Origin of the sequence: Paenarthrobacter sp. NPDC090520 (assembly GCF_044769205.1) — a bacterium.
Lineage (GTDB): Bacteria > Actinomycetota > Actinomycetes > Actinomycetales > Micrococcaceae > Arthrobacter.
Genome location: NZ_JBIVXM010000001.1, coordinates 394,257 through 410,907, shown reverse-complemented (window position 1 = coordinate 410,907; position 16,651 = coordinate 394,257). Strand labels below are relative to the sequence as shown.

Sequence of the window (16,651 nt, the reverse complement as noted above, 5' to 3'; positions counted from 1 at the left end):
TCAGGCTGCGCTCTTGCGGCGCAGGACCAGCCACGTCACCAGCCCCAGCACCAGCAACCCCAGTGCCGCGGCCATGGACACCAGGAACGCTCCCCCCGGTCCCTGGTCCTGGGCCAACTGCCCACCCAGGTAGGCGCCCAAGGCTGTTCCGGCCACGATGCCGCTCGCAAGGGCCGTCATCACCGTGGCCATGCGGCCGTGCGGCGCAACCAGTCCACCAATGCTGAAGACGGTCACCATCACCGGCCCCACCGGAATGCCGAGCACCAGCAGCACCACGACCATCGACCACATTCCCGCGGGCAGAAGCAGCAGGACTGACAGCGCAGACATCGCCAACGCGGCAGCCACCCACCGCGCGGGGAGTCCGAAACGCTGAGGCCAGAAGGCCACGGACAACGCGGCCACGGCGGAACTGAGACCCATCACGGCATACAGGAGTCCGGCGACCTCCGCCGTGGCAAACTCCGCCCCGAAGGCGCTCAAACCGTTCTGGGTTGCCCCGAAGAACGTGCCCATGCACACCATGGCCAGTACCGGAACCGCCACCACGGCCGTGGCCCGCCGGCCTCGGTTCTGCCGTTCGGAACTTACGACGCCGGAACCCGGCTTCCGTGGATGCGGGAGCACGGCTTGGTGGCTGGGGTGGACGGCAAACGCCGGGACCAGGGTGATGGTCATGATGGCCGCAAGTGCCAGCGGCAACCACGGAGCCACCAAGCTCGCGAGGAGACCCACGAGCGCCGGCCCCAGGACAAAGGTGATTTCGTCGGCGGTTCCTTCATAGGACAGTGCGGTGTCCAGATCCGCGCGGTTGGCAGCGACGCTTCGGTGGCCGGTAACCGGCGCGGAGAGGTTGCGCGTCGTGAGGGCCATCCACCGCACACGTGCCATGGGACCCACCTGGGGACAGCTCGCACCGGCAAGGAAGGCCGTCACCAGCACAGCCAGGGCATCCATCGGTGAGGCGTAGGCGGGAGTGAGGTAGGCGGCGCCCAGGAGTCCTGCAACCGCCAGGGTGTTGATCACGGCGGCAACAAGCAACACGGTTCGCTGGCCTGCCCGGTCAGCGAGGGTACCCAGCACGGGGGCTCCTATGGCGGAGCCAATCCCCACCGCTCCCGCAGCCATGCCGCCAATGGCATAGGAGTGGCTCACCGCCGTGACCAGCGTCAGGGTACCCACCGTCAGCATCGCCAGGGGCAGCCTCGCAAAGAGGCCAAGCGGCAGGAACCCGGGGCCTGCGAGCTCGGGCAGCCGGGCGAAACGGCCGGGCAAGCGGGAAGGCCGTGGTGTGGGCGTGGTGTGTGGAGCGGGCATCGGCTGGGAGGCCAAAGAAGATTTTTCCATCATTCCGGGTTCGCTAAAGTTTGCGCATCGTCCCTCCTCCCGATGCGCGCGACCCGGTGTAACGAATCAAGTCTATCGGATACTGCCTCAGACGGGCATGGCCTCGACGATCTTCACGGTGGAGCCGTGCCGGCCTTTGACTACGTGGAGTTGGCTGGTGATCCGCTGCTTCATGTCCGCGACGTGGCTGACCAGGCCCACCACCCTGCCGCCGTCACGCAGTCCCTCCAGCGCATCCATCACCTGCTCCAGTGCCTGCTCGTCCAGGCTTCCGAAGCCCTCGTCCACGAAGAGCGTCTCAATGTCCACTCCCCCGGCTTCCTGCTGCACCACATCGGCCAGACCCAGTGCCAGGGACAGGGAAGCCATGAAGGATTCGCCCCCGGACAACGTGGACGTATCGCGTCGTTGGCCGGTCCACTCGTCCACCACTTCCAAGCCCAGCCCGGACTTTTGGTTGCGGGCGGCCCTGGCATCGGTGTGGTGGAGGGTGTACCGGCCATCGCTCATGGTCACCAGGCGCTCCGATGCCGCAAGGGCCACTTGCTCCAGGCGGGCGGCCAGCACGTAGCTGTTCAAGCTCATGCGGTAGGTATTCTCCCCGGCGCCACGCAGCGTGTCCGCCAAGCCCGCCAGCAGGCGGGCGCGTTCACGGGGCTCCTGTCCGGTGAGGGTCAGTTGCCGGTACTCGTCGCTGATCCGCCCGAGGGTCTGCACGGCCTTCCCCGCGAGCCGGGCTGACAAGGCAAGCTCCCTGGCGGTTGTGGCCGCCTCCGCGGCTTCCCGGGCGGCACCGGCAAGCTCCTCCTCCGCTTGGGGCAATTCGCCAATACTTGCCTCCTTGCCTGCCAGGACAAGGTCCTCCGCCGCGAACAATTCCTCCAGGCGGGCGGTTTCATTCTCGAAATCGGAGAGCGCCGTTTCGAGGGCAAGGACGTCGGATGGCGTGAGCAGTTCCCGCCGGGCGTCGTCCGCTGAGCCGAACCCGGCCTCGGGCAAAGCCTTGTCCAGGGCGGCGAGGGCGTCGGCGCTGGCGCGCTGTGCCTGTTCCACTTCCTGCCCGGCGGCCACCGCCGACTGCAGGAGGCTCCGTTGTTCCGTCAGGGCCTCAAGCCGGGCCTGCAGGCTCGGAAAGCCTTGTTTGAGGCCCGCCAATTCAGTCTGGATGGCCGTGTGCTGTTCCTGGAGGAGCCCGGCAAGCGAGGCAGCCTGCTCAGCGGCTGCCACTGATGAGCCATGTTCTTGGCGGTGCGCATCCGCCCGGCGGTGCAATTGCTCCAGCTGGTCCTTCAGGGACTCCAACTGCTGGGCAGCGTCCCGCGTGGCTGATGCTTCTGCCTTGGCCGACTGGGCAAGGGATGCTGCTTCAGCGGCATCCACGGCTCCACCCCGGGCGGCCAATGCGGCAAGCTCCTGCTCAGTGGAAGACAACTCGGAGGCCAGCCGGGTAAGGACCTTCTCGCTGGCCTCGAAGCGTTTGCGGGACTCGTCCTCGTCCTGGGCGAGGGACAGGGCTGACTGCGCAGCCGAGGCAGGATGGGGGTGTTCCGCGCTGCCGCACACCGCGCAGGCCTCCCCGTCCACCAGGGCTGCGGCGAGTTCGCCCGCTGCGTTGGCCAGCCGGGCCTCCCGGAGGTCCAGCCATCCTTGACGGAGATCCTGCGATACCGTCCGTGCTTGGGCGTGCCGTCCTTCGGCAGCATCACGTTCCGCTGTTGCCCGGGCATAGCGGTCCACCACGTCCAGCACTTCCATGGCAGCAGCGGCCGCGCGGTCCGCGTCACCGGCCTTCGCGGCCACGGGCTCCAGCCGGGCGATGTCCGCAAGAACCGCGGACTCCTGGATCGCCAGGGCCTTCAGCGCTTCCTGCGCTTGTGCGGCCGCGGCGTCGGACGTGGTCCGTTCGGCGTGTTTGGCTTCTATCCTTCCGGCGATGGCCTCCATGCGCTGTTCATCGGACACTCGGGCCTCCACCAGGGCAATGGTGGTCTTGGTCGATTCGAGGGCGACCTCGGGGATTTCCTCGGCGAGGCCCGCTTCCTGGAGCAGTCCGTGGATTTCATCGGACCTGGCGCTGGCCGCCAGGCAGGCGCGGTCGGCGTTTTCCGCAGCGTCGAGCTGACCCTTGAGGACCGCAGCCCGGCGGTGCCTGCCGAGTCGTTCCTTGTCTTCCAGCGCCCTGGGCGCTGCAAGCTCCAGCAAGACGCGTCGTTGCATGGCCGCGGCCAGCCTTCCGTGGCGCCGGGCCTTGTCCTGGTCCTCGTGGAGCTTCTCCGTCAATCGGGCCGCATGGGCTTCGGCTGCGTCGGCTTGGAGCTCGCGGCGGTCCCGTTCTGCGGCGGCTTTGGTGCCGAAGGCACCGAGCCATGCCTCGGGAGAGGTGTCAGCCAGGGAATCCGCCGGGGACGCTGCGGCACCGGTTCCTTCCGGAACGTCCTGCTCCAAACCAAGCGCTTCGCGTTCGGCGGCGGCCCTGCCGAGCAGCAGTTTCAAGTCCGCCGTATTGTCCTCAACGGCCTTGGCAGCCTCGGCAGCCATGCGGGCAAGCTGCTTTTCGACGGCTTCGAAACGCTCCGTGCCAAAAAGCTTTTGCAGCAGGTCCAGGCGGTCCGAGGCCTTGGAACGGAGGAAAGCAGCGAAGTCCCCTTGGGGAAGCATCACTACCCGGGTGAACTGTTCCCTGTCCATGCCCAGTACGTCGGAGAGCTCGGCGCCCACTTCATCATTGCGGGAGGACTTTTCCTGCCACGCTCCGCCTGTGCGCTCCCGGAGGAGGGTCTTCGCCTGTTGCGTCGTGTAGCCGTTGCGGCCGCGCGCGCTGGGCCGGTCCCACGAGGGCGAACGGGTTACTTCGAACCGACGCCCACGTGCGGTGAACTCGCAGACTACCCGTGGCTCCGCCGCCGGAGCAGCGTGATCGCTACGGAGCCGTTTGCCTTCCTGGCGGGCGCCGGGCACCGAACCGTACAGGGCGAAGCAAATGGCATCCAGAATGCTGGTCTTGCCCGCACCTGTGGCGCCGTTGAGCAGGAACAGTCCTTGGGCACCCAAATGATCGAAATCGATGCGCTGGGGTTCGGCGAATGGTCCGAAGGCTTCAATCTCCAGGCGGTGGATTCTCACAGTTCTGCCTCCTCCACTCGCACAGCTTCAAGCGCTTCCCGCAAGGCCGCGTCCTCGACGGTCCCGGGACCGTGGCCGCGGACGTGCTCCAGGAAACCGCAGCAGACGCCAAGATCGTCCTCCGCAGCGGCCAAACGGCTGCTGTAGGTGACCTCGGCAGTTGCCTCCACGCCCTGGGGATCAAAGGCCAGGACCAGCGTGTCCGGGAAGCGTGCGCGGAGCTGCTCCATGGCTTGGACCGGACGCTGGGCGTCGGTCAGGGTGATCTGGCAGAACGCCTCTTCGGCCCACTGGTGGTCCGGCGACTCGAGCAGTTCGGCCAGCGTTCCGCGAAGGACGGCCAGGGTCCGTGGAGCGTCCCAGACCACCTCCCGGACACCCACAAGGCCACCGGCATCCACGTCAACAAGCCAGGCGCCCTTCCGGTGCGTGGCCTCGGAAAACGAATATGCCAACGGAGAGCCGGAGTAGCGCACATGCGGCGCCAGCTCCTGCCGGCCGTGCAAATGGCCCAGCGCGGTGTACCCAAAGTCCTCGAACAGGTCCAACGGCACGGCTCCGAGACCACCGATGCTGAGGTCCCGTTCACTGTCCGAGGTAATGCCCCCGCTGGCAAAGGTGTGCGCCAGAACCACAGGAAACACGGGGCCGGCCTTCCGACGCCGCGCAACATCCTGGCGGATCCGGTCCGTTGCAGCCTTGGTGACGTCGACGTGGTTGGCATCTTCAACGCCGAGGCGTTCGGCCACCAGTCGCGGCTCGAGATACGGGATGCCGTACAGGGCGACGATCCCCTCCCCTTCTCCGCCTGGACCGCCGGGCAGCACCACTGGAGTGTCCAGGTCCTCGATGCGCGTCCTCAAATGCACTCCCCCGCGTTCCAGCAAACGGGAAGCGAAACCGAGCCGGATGGCGGAGTCATGGTTGCCGCTTGTCAGCACCACGCTGGCGCCGGCCCCCGTGATCCGGACCAAAGCTTCGTCCAACAAGGTCACCACATCAAGCCCGGGCAAGGCGCGATCGTAGACGTCACCGGCAATCAACACGACGTCCACTGACTCCGCCGCCACATAGGCCACCAGTCGGTCCACGAAGCTGCGCTGGGACTCAAGCATGCCGACACCGTGGAAGGACCGCCCGAGATGCCAGTCCGAGGTATGAAGTAACCGCATATTTTCAAGCTAACGGTGGGCACCGACAATAAAGCGAAGGCTGGCCGCCCGCCGTCGAACCCGTCCTGTTAGTGGCCTTTCCTGCCGTCGAAGAAATCGCGGGCGTCGTCCGTGGACTGCGACGCGCCTGCCGGCTTGGCCGGAACGTCAGAGGGCGCAGCCACGGGAGTTGCAGGTTCCTCGACGCCCAGGTCATCGTCACCGTCTTGCGCCTCCGGTGCCTCATCCACGGCCGGCTTGGTTGCGGCGGCGTCACTGAAGCCACGGAAGACGAAGCCTGCAAGCGCGGCACCGAGCAGCGGGGCCACCCAGAAGAGCCACAGGCCCTCAAGGGCCCAGGACGGGCTGAAGAACGCCTGGCCGGTGGCGCGGGCCGGGTTGAACGGGAGGTTGCCTACAACCTCGCCGAACTGCAGCAACACGGCAGTGGCGAGGCCCACGGCGAACGGGGCAAGCGCCGGAACCGCCCGGCGTCCTGCGGTGGCGCCCAGGAAAACGCCCACCAGGAGAGCCGAACCGATGACCTCCACCAGCAGCACGCCCGCCAACTGCGTCTGCGCAGCGGAGTGCTCGCCGAAGCCTGCGGCAACCGTTCCAAGGGCCGCCCGGGGATCGGACAGGACGGGGGTAGCCAACACCACGAAGTAGACCAGTGCGGCACCGATCACGGCTCCCACCACCTGGGCCACCACATAGGCAAGGGCCGCGACGGCGCGGATGCGTCCGGCGATGAGGTTTCCCAAGGTGATGGCGGGGTTGAAATGCCCGCCCGAAACATAACCGAAGGCAATCATCGCGGCTGCGACCGCGAGGCCCGTAGCCAAGCTGGCCGGCATGGGCCCGGACTGCGGGTTCAGGAAGATCTTTACGCCGGCCGCCACGAGCACCAGGAACAGGCTTCCCAGGGCTTCTGCACCCAGCCGGGCAATCAATCCGGGTGAATGCTCTGCGGGGGCCGGGACGGAGGAGGACATGGCGAAGGATTCCTTACGGTTGGGGGCAAAAACCTTGAGTATCTTGCCAATGAAGTCTGGGGAGATGCTGGATCCCGGCTGGGTGGTCCGGGCCATGGCGCCGTTTTGAGCCTACCCGCCCAAGGCGATGGCCGCGATGGCCGAAGCGCCGAGTCCCACCACGGCGGCGGTACTGAGCAGCATCAACCACGCGGGCGGGGCGGTGTTGCCGGCGTGCAACTCCCGTGAGCGGATCCACACCGCACACCCCCAGACGATGGTCGCAGCGGCGGCCATCAGCGCACAAATACCCTCGTAATCAAGCCCCGGGACTCCAGGAACATGCGGACCCGGCGCCGCGGACAACCACCGGCGCCAGATGAACAGGTCCACCACCACCAGCGAAATGAGCGTTCGGCGCCATGCCAGGGTGGTACGTTCCGGCTGCAGGCCGGGATCGCGGGTTTCCAGGCTCACCACTGCACCCTGGGAGCAGCAGCAATCACCGGGCAACCAGGATCAAGACGGCAAAGGCGAAGGCGGCCACGGCAACCACGATCGTCATGAAGAGCATCACGCGTGAGAACGGCAGCGCCTGGTCGTTGCGCATGGCCGCTTCCATCTGGCCCCAGCGGCGGTAGGAGAGGATGGCGAGCCCGGCACCGATGACGGACAACACCACGCAGAGGACCAGGCGGACGGGCTGCGGGGCAATGTTCGGGGCAAGCTGGTCGATCGCCACGGCGCCGGCGAGCAGGGCCAGGGAGGTCCTGATCCAGGCAAGGAACGTGCGCTCGTTGGCAAGGGAGAATCTGTAGTCAGGCGTTTTGCCGGTCCGTCGCCAAGCGGGTTCACGCACGTTCTTTCTCCAGCTTCCCTAGGCCTGCACAGCTTCCCCACCATATCAGCGGCGCTTGGCGGGCACGGTAAGTTACTGGCATGAGTGTTGAAGCCCCCTCCTTCGAATCCCGCGTCCACGCCACCTTGTTGGGAGGCGCTTTGGGCGATTCCCTCGGATACGCCGTGGAGTTCGACGCCATACGCGCCATCCGCGCCAGGTTCGGCGATGCGGGCCTCACCTCTTTTAACCAGCTCGACGGCGGCAGCCACTTTTCGGACGACACCCAAATGACCCTCTACACCGTGGATGGCCTGGTGGAAGCGCTCGAATGGGCCAACGACGGCGTGGCCGCCGACGAGATCGCGTGCCTCTGGCTGGCGTACCTGCGCTGGCTGGCCACCCAGGATGTTGCGGCCTCCCCGGCCGCGCCGGTCCCCCAACCCCGGTGGATCGATGGACAGGAAGTCCTGAAGCACCGCCGGGCACCCGGCAACGCCTGCCTGAGTGGCCTCGCTTCCGGGGAAATGGGAACGGCAGCCAGGCCGGTCAACGCCGATTCCAAGGGCTGTGGCACGGTGATGCGTTCAGCCCCCTTCGGCTTGATCCCGCACATCTCTCCCGAGGCCGTGGCCAAGCTCAGCATGGACGCCGCCTCCCTGACGCACGGGCACCCTGCGGCCCGGTTGGGGGCTGCCGCGTTCAGCCTCCTGATCCACCACATCGTGGCCGGCAGCAGTGTGCGCACGGCCACCACGGCGGCGTTGGAGTACGTCGACGCCCTCCCGGCGACGGCTCCCGAGTTGGGCGGGCGGATCACCGAAGCACTGCGGCTGTCCGCCGAAGGCACCACCCTCGGTCCCGAAGAGTTGACCACGGCGCTGGGTGAGGGCTGGGTCGCCGAAGAAGCCCTCGCCGTCGGGCTTTACTCGGTACTCTCGACCTCGGGCGGCACGCCGGCGGAGCATTTCAGCGCGGCCATCGCCGTTGCCATCAACCACAGCGGCGACAGCGACTCCACGGGGTCCATCGCAGGGAACATCCTTGGCGCCCTCTATGGCGAGGAGTGCCTCCCGGCAGACTGGATGGAAGCGCTGGAAGCACCAGAGGTCATCCGTGGCATGGCCAACCGCCTCCTGGCAGTGACTACCGGCTAACGCTGCGGCTACCGTTGTCCTGCGGCTGGCGGAGGCTGATGTTGTTGCACGCCTCGCACACGTCTTCGGGGATCAGCCCGCGGTTCTGCAGGAAACCAAAAATCACACATCCCAGGCAAAACCCCGCGAACGATTCCAGCGACGCCGCCACGATCAGCAAGCCCAGCAGGATCCAGGCTCCCAGGGGAAGGCCAACGAAGAAAAGCACGACGGCGGCACTCGTCAAGGCGGCGCCCATCCCTTGGGCGAAACGCTTGGGTGGACCCGCCACGAGCTTGGCATGGCCTATGCGCGGGGCCAGGACCTTGACGGACAGGAGGGCGAAAGGGGAAATCCTCGGGCCGAAGAGCACGCGAAGCCAAAAGCCGATGGCCAAAGCCACCAGTCCCAGGCCCGAGCCGGTGAGCAAGGTCACCACGGCGAGCACCACCACCAGCCCGGCAGTTATCCTGGCCGCGTACTCGTTGACGGGGTTCGGGAAAGCGAAGACGGACCGCCAGTCGATGCCCGTGGACTGTTCCTTGGTCATGCCCCAAGGCTAGGAGCGGGCTTGGCGCAGCCGGAAGCATTGTTGCGCACTATGACCCCCGGCGAGCTAGCGGCCGCCCACCATCTGGAGGAATTCGCCTTCGGACACCACTTCGATCTGCTGGCCCTTGGCATGCAGTTCCAGCACCCGTTTGGCCTTGCCGGTCAGGCGCCCTGCCCGCAGGTCGCCGGCGTCGAATCCGTCTCCCACCACCAGGACCGTGGTACGGGCCGTCACCCGGCTTTCGGGACGGGCACCCATGTCCGCGGCCCGTGACTTGGCCTCGGGCCTGGTCATGGCAAGGTCTCCGGTGAACACCACGGTCTGACCGAACAGCGGATGCCCCGGCTCGGCGCTGGGATTGGGCAGCGGGTTGGGGCCCTCCTCCGGCCATGCAGACCAGCCCCGGACAACCGCCCCACCCAGTGTTTGTTCCGCGGGGCTCATGGCTCCAGGCGCCGCCACCTTTGCCGCAAGCGCGGCCACGGTGGCCTTGGACAGGCTCTGGGCGGGATCGAAAGCCGGCTGCCTGGGCACGGCAAGCCCCAGCGACAAGTACAGCTCGGCAATGCTGTTGGCATTGTTGCGCCGGGCAATATCGATCAGGATTCCGGCACAGGCGCGGGCGTCCTCCGTGGCGTCGTGGTGGTTGACCAGCGGCACTCCGGCCTCTTCCGCAGCGTAGGGCAGCGAGTTGGACACCAGCGAGTAGCAGCGGCGGGACAACATGACGGTACACACGTACTCGTAGGCCGGGCCGGGCAGGCCCGAGACTTCCAGCCCCGAACGGATGACGCCCAAATCGAAGGCGGCGTTGTGGGCGGCGAGGACATCATTCCCAATGAACGCGCCAATTTCGGGGAACAGCTCACCGAACCGCGGCTTGCCGGCAACGTCTTCGGCACGGATGCCGTGGATGCGGGTGTTGTGGAATTCGAAATGGTCGTGGTTTTCCGGGGGGCGCATGAGCCAGGAGGCCTCTTCCACCACCACACCGTTGCGGACTTTACTCAGTCCCACCGAGCAGGGCGACCCCCTGAAGCCGTTGGCCGTTTCAAAGTCGATCGCCGTAAAGTCCAATGCCACTGGTCAAGGGTACAGGCGGAAAGAGCCGCCCCTTGCCGTGTGACCCGGCGGGGGCGGCCCTTTCGGCCATGAGTGTGGCGAACGCTACATGGCGGACGTCGCCAGCCGAGCGTCAGGGGGTAGCGTGCCGCAGCGTGGAGTATGAACCCGCGGCGAGCACTACGCACAGGAGGGCAGCCCAGCCACTGAGGCTCAGTGGAGTCTGTTGCGCGAACCACCCGCCGATGCTGCCCCACCACTCAAGGAGGGTGGAGAGCGCGGCGATGCCGATCAGGACCACCACCGAACCGAGGGTGGACACCAGCACTCCCGTGGTTCCCCAGCGCTTGAAGATCGTGGCGAACCAGAAACCGATGATGAACATGAACATCATCACCACGAAGAAGAACGCAGCCGTTGAATACCATGGCCCGTCGGTGACCCACGGAATGGAGAAGAAGAAGCCGTAGACGCCCCAGCCGTTGGTGGCCTTCTCGATGATCCCGCCCACCAGGTAGAGGACGGTCATGCCGAGGGCGATCAGCGAGAACAGGCCAAGGGAGCCGAGGTAGAACGCCCGCCGGCTGATGCTCAGGCCCTGGGAGAAAGGAAACACCAGGGTGAGGCTCTGGATCCCCAGGACCAGGAAGTACCACAAGGGCGCCTGGCTGCCGCCGCCGTACTTGCCTTCATTGACCGGAATCAGGGCGAAGATCGCGAGGGACATCAGGAACGAGGCGCCGAGGATGGTCAGTGGCCACCCAATGAATGTCCATTTGTTGATCAGTTGCATCCTGGCCACTGCAATTGCCCGGCTCATCGTGTTGCCTCCATGCTGCCATCGGCGAAATCTGTGGTGCTGGGCACGGCGCCGGATGGGCCTGCGCCGGCCATGGTCTTCCGGACCACGAGTTGCTGCAGGGAGACCGGCGCCAGTTCCAGCCCGAGCTCCTGGGCTTCTGCCCGTTCGCGTGCATCCAATGCTTCGTCCACCGTGACCGAGGCCAGGGAACCGAGGGTCTCGCGGTGGAGGATCCGGCGTCCGGCAAGGAAGGAATCAACCTTGTCCGCGGAACCCGACACGGTGACCGCCGAGCCGCGGATGTCTTCGGCGTCAGCGTCCATGATGATCCGGCCACGGTCGATCACCACGACGTGTTCCAGAAGGTTGGCCACCTCATCGATCAGGTGGGAGGACAGGATGATGGTGCGCGGATACTCCGCGTAGTCCTCCACGAGGCGGTCGTAGAAGAGTTGCCGCGCCACGGCGTCGAGCCCCAGGTAGGGTTCGTCGAAGAACGTCAGTTCCGCGCGCGAGGCAAGGCCGATGATGACCCCTACGGCGGACAACTGGCCACGGGACAGCTTCTTGATGCGCCGCTTGACGGGCAGTTGGAAGTCCTCGGCCAGGCGGTCGGCAAAGTCCTGGTCCCAGTTCTTGTAGAACAGCGCCGCCGAGCGGAAGGCATGCCGCGGCTGGAAGTCGTCAGGGTACTTCTGCGACTCCCGGATGAAGCAGAGCCGGGAAAGGACGGCATCGTTCTCGTAGGCACTGGCACCGAACACCAGGGCTTCTCCGGAGGTGGCGAAAGCCTGGGCAGTCAGGATGGACATCAGGGTGGTCTTGCCGGCGCCATTGCGGCCCAACAGGCCGTAGATGCGATTGGACGTCAGTTTCAGGTCCACGTTGTCCAGGGCGTTGAGGTCTTTGTAGCGCTTGTTCAGGTTACGGGCCTCTACGACGATCTCGTTCACAGGGCCGCGCTCCTTTCCTTGTCGGTTCCGGCGTCAGGAGCGAGGTCCACGCCGCGTTCGATCATGCTGTTGAGCTGCTGCGCGGAGATACCCAGCTTTCGGGCCTCCGCCGTCAGCGGCCTGACGTACTGCTCAAAAAATTCCTCGGTGCGGCGGGCCACCACGTGGGCGCGCGCTCCGGTGGCAACAAACATGCCTATCCCCCTGCGTTTGTAGAGAATCCCGGAATCCACCAGGACATTTACCCCTTTGGCCGCGGTAGCCGGGTTGATCCGGTGGAAAGCGGCGAACTCGTTGGTGGAAGGCACCTGTGACTCCTCAGGCATGCTGCCGTCCACGATGCCGTTCTCGATGAGCTCGGCAATCTGCATGAAGATCGGCTTGCCGTCGTCGATCATGAGCACCACCGCCTCACTGGTTCATTACTCATGTAACTAACCATACAAGCAATCAACACCGCGTCAAGGTTTTTCCCAGGATTTCCGACGGCGGCGGTCCAGTAGGCTTAACGGGTGATCCTTTCTGCGATGAGCGACTTTGCCGTATCCACCTTTGGGGGCGCGGGACCGGTGCGGCCGCCCATGGCCTCGTTCCTGCCTGACTGGCTGAACCCCCAGATCTTCCTCGCCGACCCCGCCTTGGCGCCGTGGGTGGTCCTGCTGGTCTGCGGCATCGTCTTTGCCGAAACAGGCCTGTTGGTGGGCTTCTTCCTCCCGGGCGACTCCATGCTTTTCACGGCCGGACTCCTCGTGGCCACGGACACCATCAAGTTCAACGTCTGGGGCCTCGCAGGACTCATCATCATTGCGGCCATCATCGGCAACCAGACGGGCTATCTCATCGGCTCCAAGGCCGGCCCGGCCATCTTCAACAGGCCCGATTCCAAGCTCTTCAAGAAGGAAAACGTTGAAAGTGCCCACGCTTTCTTCGAGAAGCACGGAGGCAAGGCCCTGATCCTGGCCCGCTTCGTTCCCATCATCCGCACGTTTGTCCCCGTGATTGTCGGCGTGGCGCAGATGGACAAGCGGAAGTTCTTCCTCTTCAACGTCATTGGGGCCGTCCTCTGGGGTGGCGGCGTGACGCTCCTGGGCTACCTCCTGGGCGACCGCGTTCCGTGGGTCCGCGACAACCTGGACATCATCTTCATTGTGATCGTCCTGATCTCCGTGGTCCCGGTGGGCATCGAGGTGCTCCGCGGCATGGCAGCCAAGCGGAAAGCAGCCGCCCAGGGCACGGACCCGGTGGAAGAATTCATCGACGAACATGAAACGGAAAAGCACGGCGAACACTGAGTTCCCGCTTATCCAGGCAAGGAAAAGGCGCCCCGCGTGATCACGTGGGGCGCCTTTTCCTTGCCTGCTTGTCCGGCCCTAGGCAGCGGCCTCGGAGAGAGCCGCGACGACTGCCGGAAGCAAGGCACGGAAGGCCTGGCCGCGGTGGCTGATCGCGTTCTTTTCCTCGAAACTGAGCTCGGCGCAGCTGCGGTCCATACCCTTGGGCTGCAGGATGGGGTCGTACCCGAAGCCGCCTTCACCGCGCGGCTCGCGCAACAGGGTTCCTTCAAGCTCGCCGTACTCCACCGTTTCCCGTGCAATGCCGCCGTCGCCGGGAACTGCCAAGGCAGCAGCACACACGAAGGCAGCTCCGCGCGAGGCATCCGGAACGTCGGAAAGCTGCGCCAGCAACAACTGCAGGTTCGCCTCGTCATCGCCATGCCGTCCGGACCAGCGGGCGGAAAAGATGCCGGGAGCGCCACCAAGGACGTCCACGGCCAGTCCGGAATCATCTGCAATCGCAATCAGCCCGGTTGCCTCCGCAACGGCGCGTGCCTTCAGGAGCGAGTTCTCGGCGAACGTCACTCCGGTCTCCGCAACATCCGGGGCACCTGCCGCAGCAGCGTCCACCACCTGGGTGTCGACGTCGAGTCCTGGAACCTGGCCGCGGAGCAGTTCCCGAAGCTCCTTCAACTTGCCCTTGTTGTGCGTAGCGAGAACCAGGCGCGGTGTCACGCCGGCAGCGCCGCCGCTCACGGAGCCTCCGCCAGTGTCTCGCGCTGGATGGCTGCCAATTGGCCCGTGCCGAGGAGCGCCAAATCCAGCAGCGCGTTGAGTTCGTCGCGGTCGAAGGGAGCGCCTTCGGCCGTGCCCTGGACCTCCACGAACTTGCCCGAACCCGTCACCACCACGTTCATGTCCGTCTCCGCCCGCACGTCCTCGACGTACGGCAGGTCCAGCATGGGAACGCCGTCAATGATGCCAACGGAAACCGCGGCGATGGTATCCACCAGCGGCTCCGCGTTACGGGAAATCAGCTTGTTCTCCCGGGCGAAGCGAATCGCCTCGGCGAGCGCCACGTAGGCGCCGGTGATGGCAGCGGTGCGCGTACCGCCGTCGGCCTGCAGCACGTCGCAGTCCAGGACGATCGTGTTCTCGCCGAGTGCTTTGGTGTCGATGATGGAACGCAGCGAACGGCCGATCAGGCGGGAAATCTCATGCGTGCGTCCGCCGATCTTGCCCTTGACGGATTCGCGGTCGGAGCGGGTGTTGGTGGCGCGGGGAAGCATGGCGTACTCGGCTGTGACCCAGCCTCGGCCTTCGCCTTTGAGCCACCGCGGAACGCCCTCGGTCAGGGAAGCGGTGCACAGGACCCGGGTGTTGCCGAACTCGATGAGGGCCGACCCTTCGGCCTGCTTGGACCAGCCGCGGGTGATGCTGATGGGCCTCAGTTGATCGGGGGTGCGGCCGTCGGCGCGGATCACGGGTGTTGCGGTTGCTTCTGAAGTCATGCCCCCAGCTTATCGAGGAACACCGCTTGTCCGTCCCAGGGCTATATCGTGTAGTGGACTCCGGCGACCGCCACGGCCACGTCGCCGTCGAAGACGGGCTTCGCCTCGGACATCACCTTGGTCTGAGAGGTCCATACCGGGATGTGCGTCAGGAGCAGCCGTTTGGCTCCCGCATTTGTGGCCGCCTCGCCCGCGCGCTTGCCGGTCAGGTGAACGTCCTTGATGGCGTCGTCGCGGCCTTCCTCAAAAGCTGCTTCACACAGGAACAGGTCGGCACCCTTGGCAGCGTCTTCGAGTCCCTGGCACGAGTCCGTGTCACCGGAATAGGTCAGGACGCGGGTCACGGGTGTCCCGTCCTTGCCGGGCTCCGTGGCCGTGACGCGCAAGGCGTAGGCCTCTTCCACCGGGTGGTTGACGCCATACGGGGTCACTGTGAACGGCCCCACAGTGACGGGCTTCTGCTCCGCCCAGTTGGTGAAGTCGAATTCCTCGTGCATGCCCGGGTCCAGATCCAGGCCGTAGGCGGTGGCCATCCTGTCCGCCGTTGCCGCGGGACCCCACACCGGGAGCCGGTCGCGGCCCCACCCGCCGGGCTTCCAGCGGACAGCAACATGGAGGCCGCACAGGTCCATGCAATGGTCCGGGTGCAGGTGCGTGAGGAAGATCGCGTCGATGTCTTCAAGGTCCGTGTAGCGCTGGATGGCCCCGAGGGCGCCGCTGCCGAGGTCCATCACGATCTTCCACTCGCGCTCACCATCGTGCGCGGTCACCAGATAGCACGACGCCGGGGAGCCTGGACCGGGAAAAGAGCCAGTACAACCCACGATGGTCAGCTTCACAGCCCACGCTCCGCATCTGACCGCGTGCCGGCCTCCGGTTGGACGAAATAGGAACGGCGGGAAAGGCCTCCGCCGGCACGGGCGGCCGCCAGCATCTCCGGGGTGATCCGGGCGAGGCTGCCGGTGGGATACTGTGCCGAAACGTGGTCCACGTGCTTCACGGACAGGACTTCCGGCCCCAGGAAGCGGCGGGCAAGGGTTTCAAACTGTGCGGCGTCGCCGGTGGCGATGAACTCGTGGCTGGGGGCCGACGTATCCGTGCGCTGGATGCCCCCGTTGGCCAGGGCTCGGTAAACGTCCTTGGCAGTTTCCTCGGCACTGGATACCAGCGTGACGTCCTCGCCCATGACGAAGGAGATGACCCCGGTGAGCAGCGGGTAGTGCGTGCAGCCCAGCACCACGGTGTCCACACCCGCATGCTTGAGCGGTTCCAGGTATTCGTTGGCCGCGGCCAGGAGGTCCGGACCGGTGGTAATGCCGGCTTCGACGAAGTTCACGAAGGCGGGGCAGGCCACGGACGTGATGGCGAGGTCCGGAGCCGCGGCAAATGTGTCCTCGTAGGCACGCGATCCGACCGTTGCCGAGGTTCCAATGACGCCGATGCGGCCGGACCTTGTGGCGGACACAGCGCGGCGGACGGCGGGCTGGATCACTTCGATCACGGGAATGCCGTACCGGGCAGTGTAGCGTTCGCGGGCGTCCCGCAAAACGGCCGCTGAGGCCGAGTTGCACGCGATGGTGAGGAGCTTGACGCCCGAATCAACCAATTCGTCCATGACGCCCAGCGCGTTGGCCCGCACTTCGGCGATCGGGAGGGGTCCGTAGGGGCCGTTGGCGGTGTCACCCACGTAGAGGATGGACTCGTTGGGGAGTTGGTCGATGATGGACCGGGCAACAGTGAGGCCCCCCACTCCGGAATCGAAGACCCCAATCGGACGCGCGCCCATGAGCTCATTGGAGACGCCTGTTGAGTTGGCCGTGGCTGTTGTCATGATTATTCGAGAATAAGGCTTCCCTTGGGTTGCGGCCATTAGCTGCGTCTCCCCCATCGTGTCTGATTTGTCACACGGTGCGGGGCAACGGCG

17 protein-coding genes are annotated in these 16,651 nt (G+C 65.8%); 2 read left to right on the top strand and 15 right to left on the bottom strand.

Annotated features, from left to right (window positions below):
- From ACIQTZ_RS01990 to ACIQTZ_RS01965, 6 genes are all read right to left on the bottom strand, one after another.
- The gene (locus ACIQTZ_RS01990) at positions 1-1,350 is read right to left on the bottom strand and encodes an MFS transporter (protein WP_402977264.1); all 1,350 of its coding nucleotides are present in this window, start codon (positions 1,348-1,350) and stop codon (positions 1-3) included.
- A gap of 87 nt (positions 1,351-1,437) precedes the next feature.
- The gene (locus tag ACIQTZ_RS01985) at positions 1,438-4,473 is read right to left on the bottom strand and encodes an AAA family ATPase (protein ID WP_402977044.1); all 3,036 of its coding nucleotides are present in this window, start codon (positions 4,471-4,473) and stop codon (positions 1,438-1,440) included.
- Positions 4,470-5,645 (bottom strand): exonuclease SbcCD subunit D, encoded by a 1,176-nt coding sequence (locus tag ACIQTZ_RS01980; RefSeq protein WP_402977041.1) that lies wholly within the window; start codon positions 5,643-5,645, stop codon positions 4,470-4,472. Before ACIQTZ_RS01980 ends, ACIQTZ_RS01985 begins: the two co-directional genes overlap by 4 nt.
- Before the next feature lie 68 nt (positions 5,646-5,713).
- Positions 5,714-6,619, bottom strand: a complete 906-nt coding sequence (locus ACIQTZ_RS01975; protein ID WP_402977261.1) for an MIP/aquaporin family protein — start codon at positions 6,617-6,619, stop codon at positions 5,714-5,716.
- 111 nt (positions 6,620-6,730) lie between these two features.
- The gene (locus ACIQTZ_RS01970) at positions 6,731-7,075 is read right to left on the bottom strand and encodes a DUF202 domain-containing protein (protein ID WP_397322448.1); all 345 of its coding nucleotides are present in this window, start codon (positions 7,073-7,075) and stop codon (positions 6,731-6,733) included.
- 25 nt (positions 7,076-7,100) lie between these two features.
- A complete protein-coding gene (locus ACIQTZ_RS01965; protein WP_400330286.1) occupies positions 7,101-7,457 on the bottom strand; it encodes a YidH family protein in 357 nt (118 codons plus the stop codon).
- Positions 7,458-7,537: 80 nt separating this feature from the next.
- Between ACIQTZ_RS01965 and ACIQTZ_RS01960 the strand changes: the two genes are divergently transcribed.
- Positions 7,538-8,593 carry an ADP-ribosylglycohydrolase family protein gene (locus ACIQTZ_RS01960; protein ID WP_402977038.1) on the top strand — a complete coding sequence of 352 codons (1,056 nt, stop codon included), beginning with the start codon at positions 7,538-7,540 and terminating at the stop codon, positions 8,591-8,593.
- Here the strand turns inward: ACIQTZ_RS01960 and ACIQTZ_RS01955 are convergent.
- From ACIQTZ_RS01955 to ACIQTZ_RS01935, 5 genes are all read right to left on the bottom strand, one after another.
- The gene (locus tag ACIQTZ_RS01955; RefSeq protein ID WP_402977035.1) at positions 8,583-9,122 is read right to left on the bottom strand and encodes a DUF4395 domain-containing protein; all 540 of its coding nucleotides are present in this window, start codon (positions 9,120-9,122) and stop codon (positions 8,583-8,585) included. The genes ACIQTZ_RS01960 and ACIQTZ_RS01955 overlap by 11 nt on opposite strands.
- 66 nt (positions 9,123-9,188) lie before the next feature.
- Positions 9,189-10,208 carry an exonuclease domain-containing protein gene (locus ACIQTZ_RS01950; RefSeq protein ID WP_402977032.1) on the bottom strand — a complete coding sequence of 340 codons (1,020 nt, stop codon included), beginning with the start codon at positions 10,206-10,208 and terminating at the stop codon, positions 9,189-9,191.
- 112 nt (positions 10,209-10,320) lie between these two features.
- Positions 10,321-11,007 carry a hypothetical protein gene (locus tag ACIQTZ_RS01945; protein ID WP_400269015.1) on the bottom strand — a complete coding sequence of 229 codons (687 nt, stop codon included), beginning with the start codon at positions 11,005-11,007 and terminating at the stop codon, positions 10,321-10,323.
- The gene (locus tag ACIQTZ_RS01940) at positions 11,004-11,942 is read right to left on the bottom strand and encodes an ABC transporter ATP-binding protein (protein ID WP_402977028.1); all 939 of its coding nucleotides are present in this window, start codon (positions 11,940-11,942) and stop codon (positions 11,004-11,006) included. The genes ACIQTZ_RS01945 and ACIQTZ_RS01940 overlap by 4 nt, the downstream gene beginning before the upstream one ends.
- Positions 11,939-12,340 carry a GntR family transcriptional regulator gene (locus tag ACIQTZ_RS01935; protein WP_402977259.1) on the bottom strand — a complete coding sequence of 134 codons (402 nt, stop codon included), beginning with the start codon at positions 12,338-12,340 and terminating at the stop codon, positions 11,939-11,941. Before ACIQTZ_RS01935 ends, ACIQTZ_RS01940 begins: the two co-directional genes overlap by 4 nt.
- Before the next feature lie 129 nt (positions 12,341-12,469).
- Here ACIQTZ_RS01935 and ACIQTZ_RS01930 point away from each other — a divergent pair, with 129 nt between their 5' ends.
- Positions 12,470-13,234 (top strand): DedA family protein, encoded by a 765-nt coding sequence (locus ACIQTZ_RS01930; protein ID WP_400330623.1) that lies wholly within the window; start codon positions 12,470-12,472, stop codon positions 13,232-13,234.
- A gap of 78 nt (positions 13,235-13,312) precedes the next feature.
- Here ACIQTZ_RS01930 and rdgB read toward each other — a convergent pair whose 3' ends face one another.
- The 4 genes from rdgB to murI are packed head-to-tail and all read right to left on the bottom strand — an operon-like array spanning position 13,313 to position 16,558.
- Positions 13,313-13,972 carry an RdgB/HAM1 family non-canonical purine NTP pyrophosphatase gene (gene rdgB / locus ACIQTZ_RS01925; RefSeq protein ID WP_402977025.1) on the bottom strand — a complete coding sequence of 220 codons (660 nt, stop codon included), beginning with the start codon at positions 13,970-13,972 and terminating at the stop codon, positions 13,313-13,315.
- On the bottom strand, positions 13,969-14,727 hold the full coding sequence (gene rph, locus ACIQTZ_RS01920) for a ribonuclease PH (protein ID WP_400330267.1): 759 nt from the start codon (positions 14,725-14,727) through the stop codon (positions 13,969-13,971). The genes rdgB and rph overlap by 4 nt, the downstream gene beginning before the upstream one ends.
- 41 nt (positions 14,728-14,768) lie before the next feature.
- Positions 14,769-15,566: an MBL fold metallo-hydrolase gene (locus tag ACIQTZ_RS01915; RefSeq protein WP_402977022.1), complete on the bottom strand. Its 798-nt coding sequence runs from the start codon at positions 15,564-15,566 to the stop codon at positions 14,769-14,771.
- The gene (gene murI, locus ACIQTZ_RS01910; protein WP_402977019.1) at positions 15,563-16,558 is read right to left on the bottom strand and encodes a glutamate racemase; all 996 of its coding nucleotides are present in this window, start codon (positions 16,556-16,558) and stop codon (positions 15,563-15,565) included. The genes ACIQTZ_RS01915 and murI overlap by 4 nt, the downstream gene beginning before the upstream one ends.
- Positions 16,559-16,651 lie beyond the last annotated feature (93 nt).

Excerpts from the sequence above, each read along its gene's own strand:
- ACIQTZ_RS01935 (WP_402977259.1), bottom strand. The coding sequence starts at position 12,340 with ATGATCGACGACGGCAAGCCGATCTTCATGCAGATTGCCGAGCTCATC.
- ACIQTZ_RS01980 (WP_402977041.1), bottom strand. The coding sequence starts at position 5,645 with ATGCGGTTACTTCATACCTCGGACTGGCATCTCGGGCGGTCCTTCCAC.
- murI (WP_402977019.1), bottom strand. The coding sequence starts at position 16,558 with ATGACAACAGCCACGGCCAACTCAACAGGCGTCTCCAATGAGCTCATG.
- ACIQTZ_RS01990 (WP_402977264.1), bottom strand. The coding sequence starts at position 1,350 with ATGGAAAAATCTTCTTTGGCCTCCCAGCCGATGCCCGCTCCACACACC.
- ACIQTZ_RS01960 (WP_402977038.1), top strand. The coding sequence starts at position 7,538 with ATGAGTGTTGAAGCCCCCTCCTTCGAATCCCGCGTCCACGCCACCTTG.
- ACIQTZ_RS01945 (WP_400269015.1), bottom strand. The coding sequence starts at position 11,007 with ATGAGCCGGGCAATTGCAGTGGCCAGGATGCAACTGATCAACAAATGG.
- ACIQTZ_RS01955 (WP_402977035.1), bottom strand. The coding sequence starts at position 9,122 with ATGACCAAGGAACAGTCCACGGGCATCGACTGGCGGTCCGTCTTCGCT.
- ACIQTZ_RS01975 (WP_402977261.1), bottom strand. The coding sequence starts at position 6,619 with ATGTCCTCCTCCGTCCCGGCCCCCGCAGAGCATTCACCCGGATTGATT.
- rph (WP_400330267.1), bottom strand. The coding sequence starts at position 14,727 with ATGACTTCAGAAGCAACCGCAACACCCGTGATCCGCGCCGACGGCCGC.
- ACIQTZ_RS01930 (WP_400330623.1), top strand. The coding sequence starts at position 12,470 with ATGAGCGACTTTGCCGTATCCACCTTTGGGGGCGCGGGACCGGTGCGG.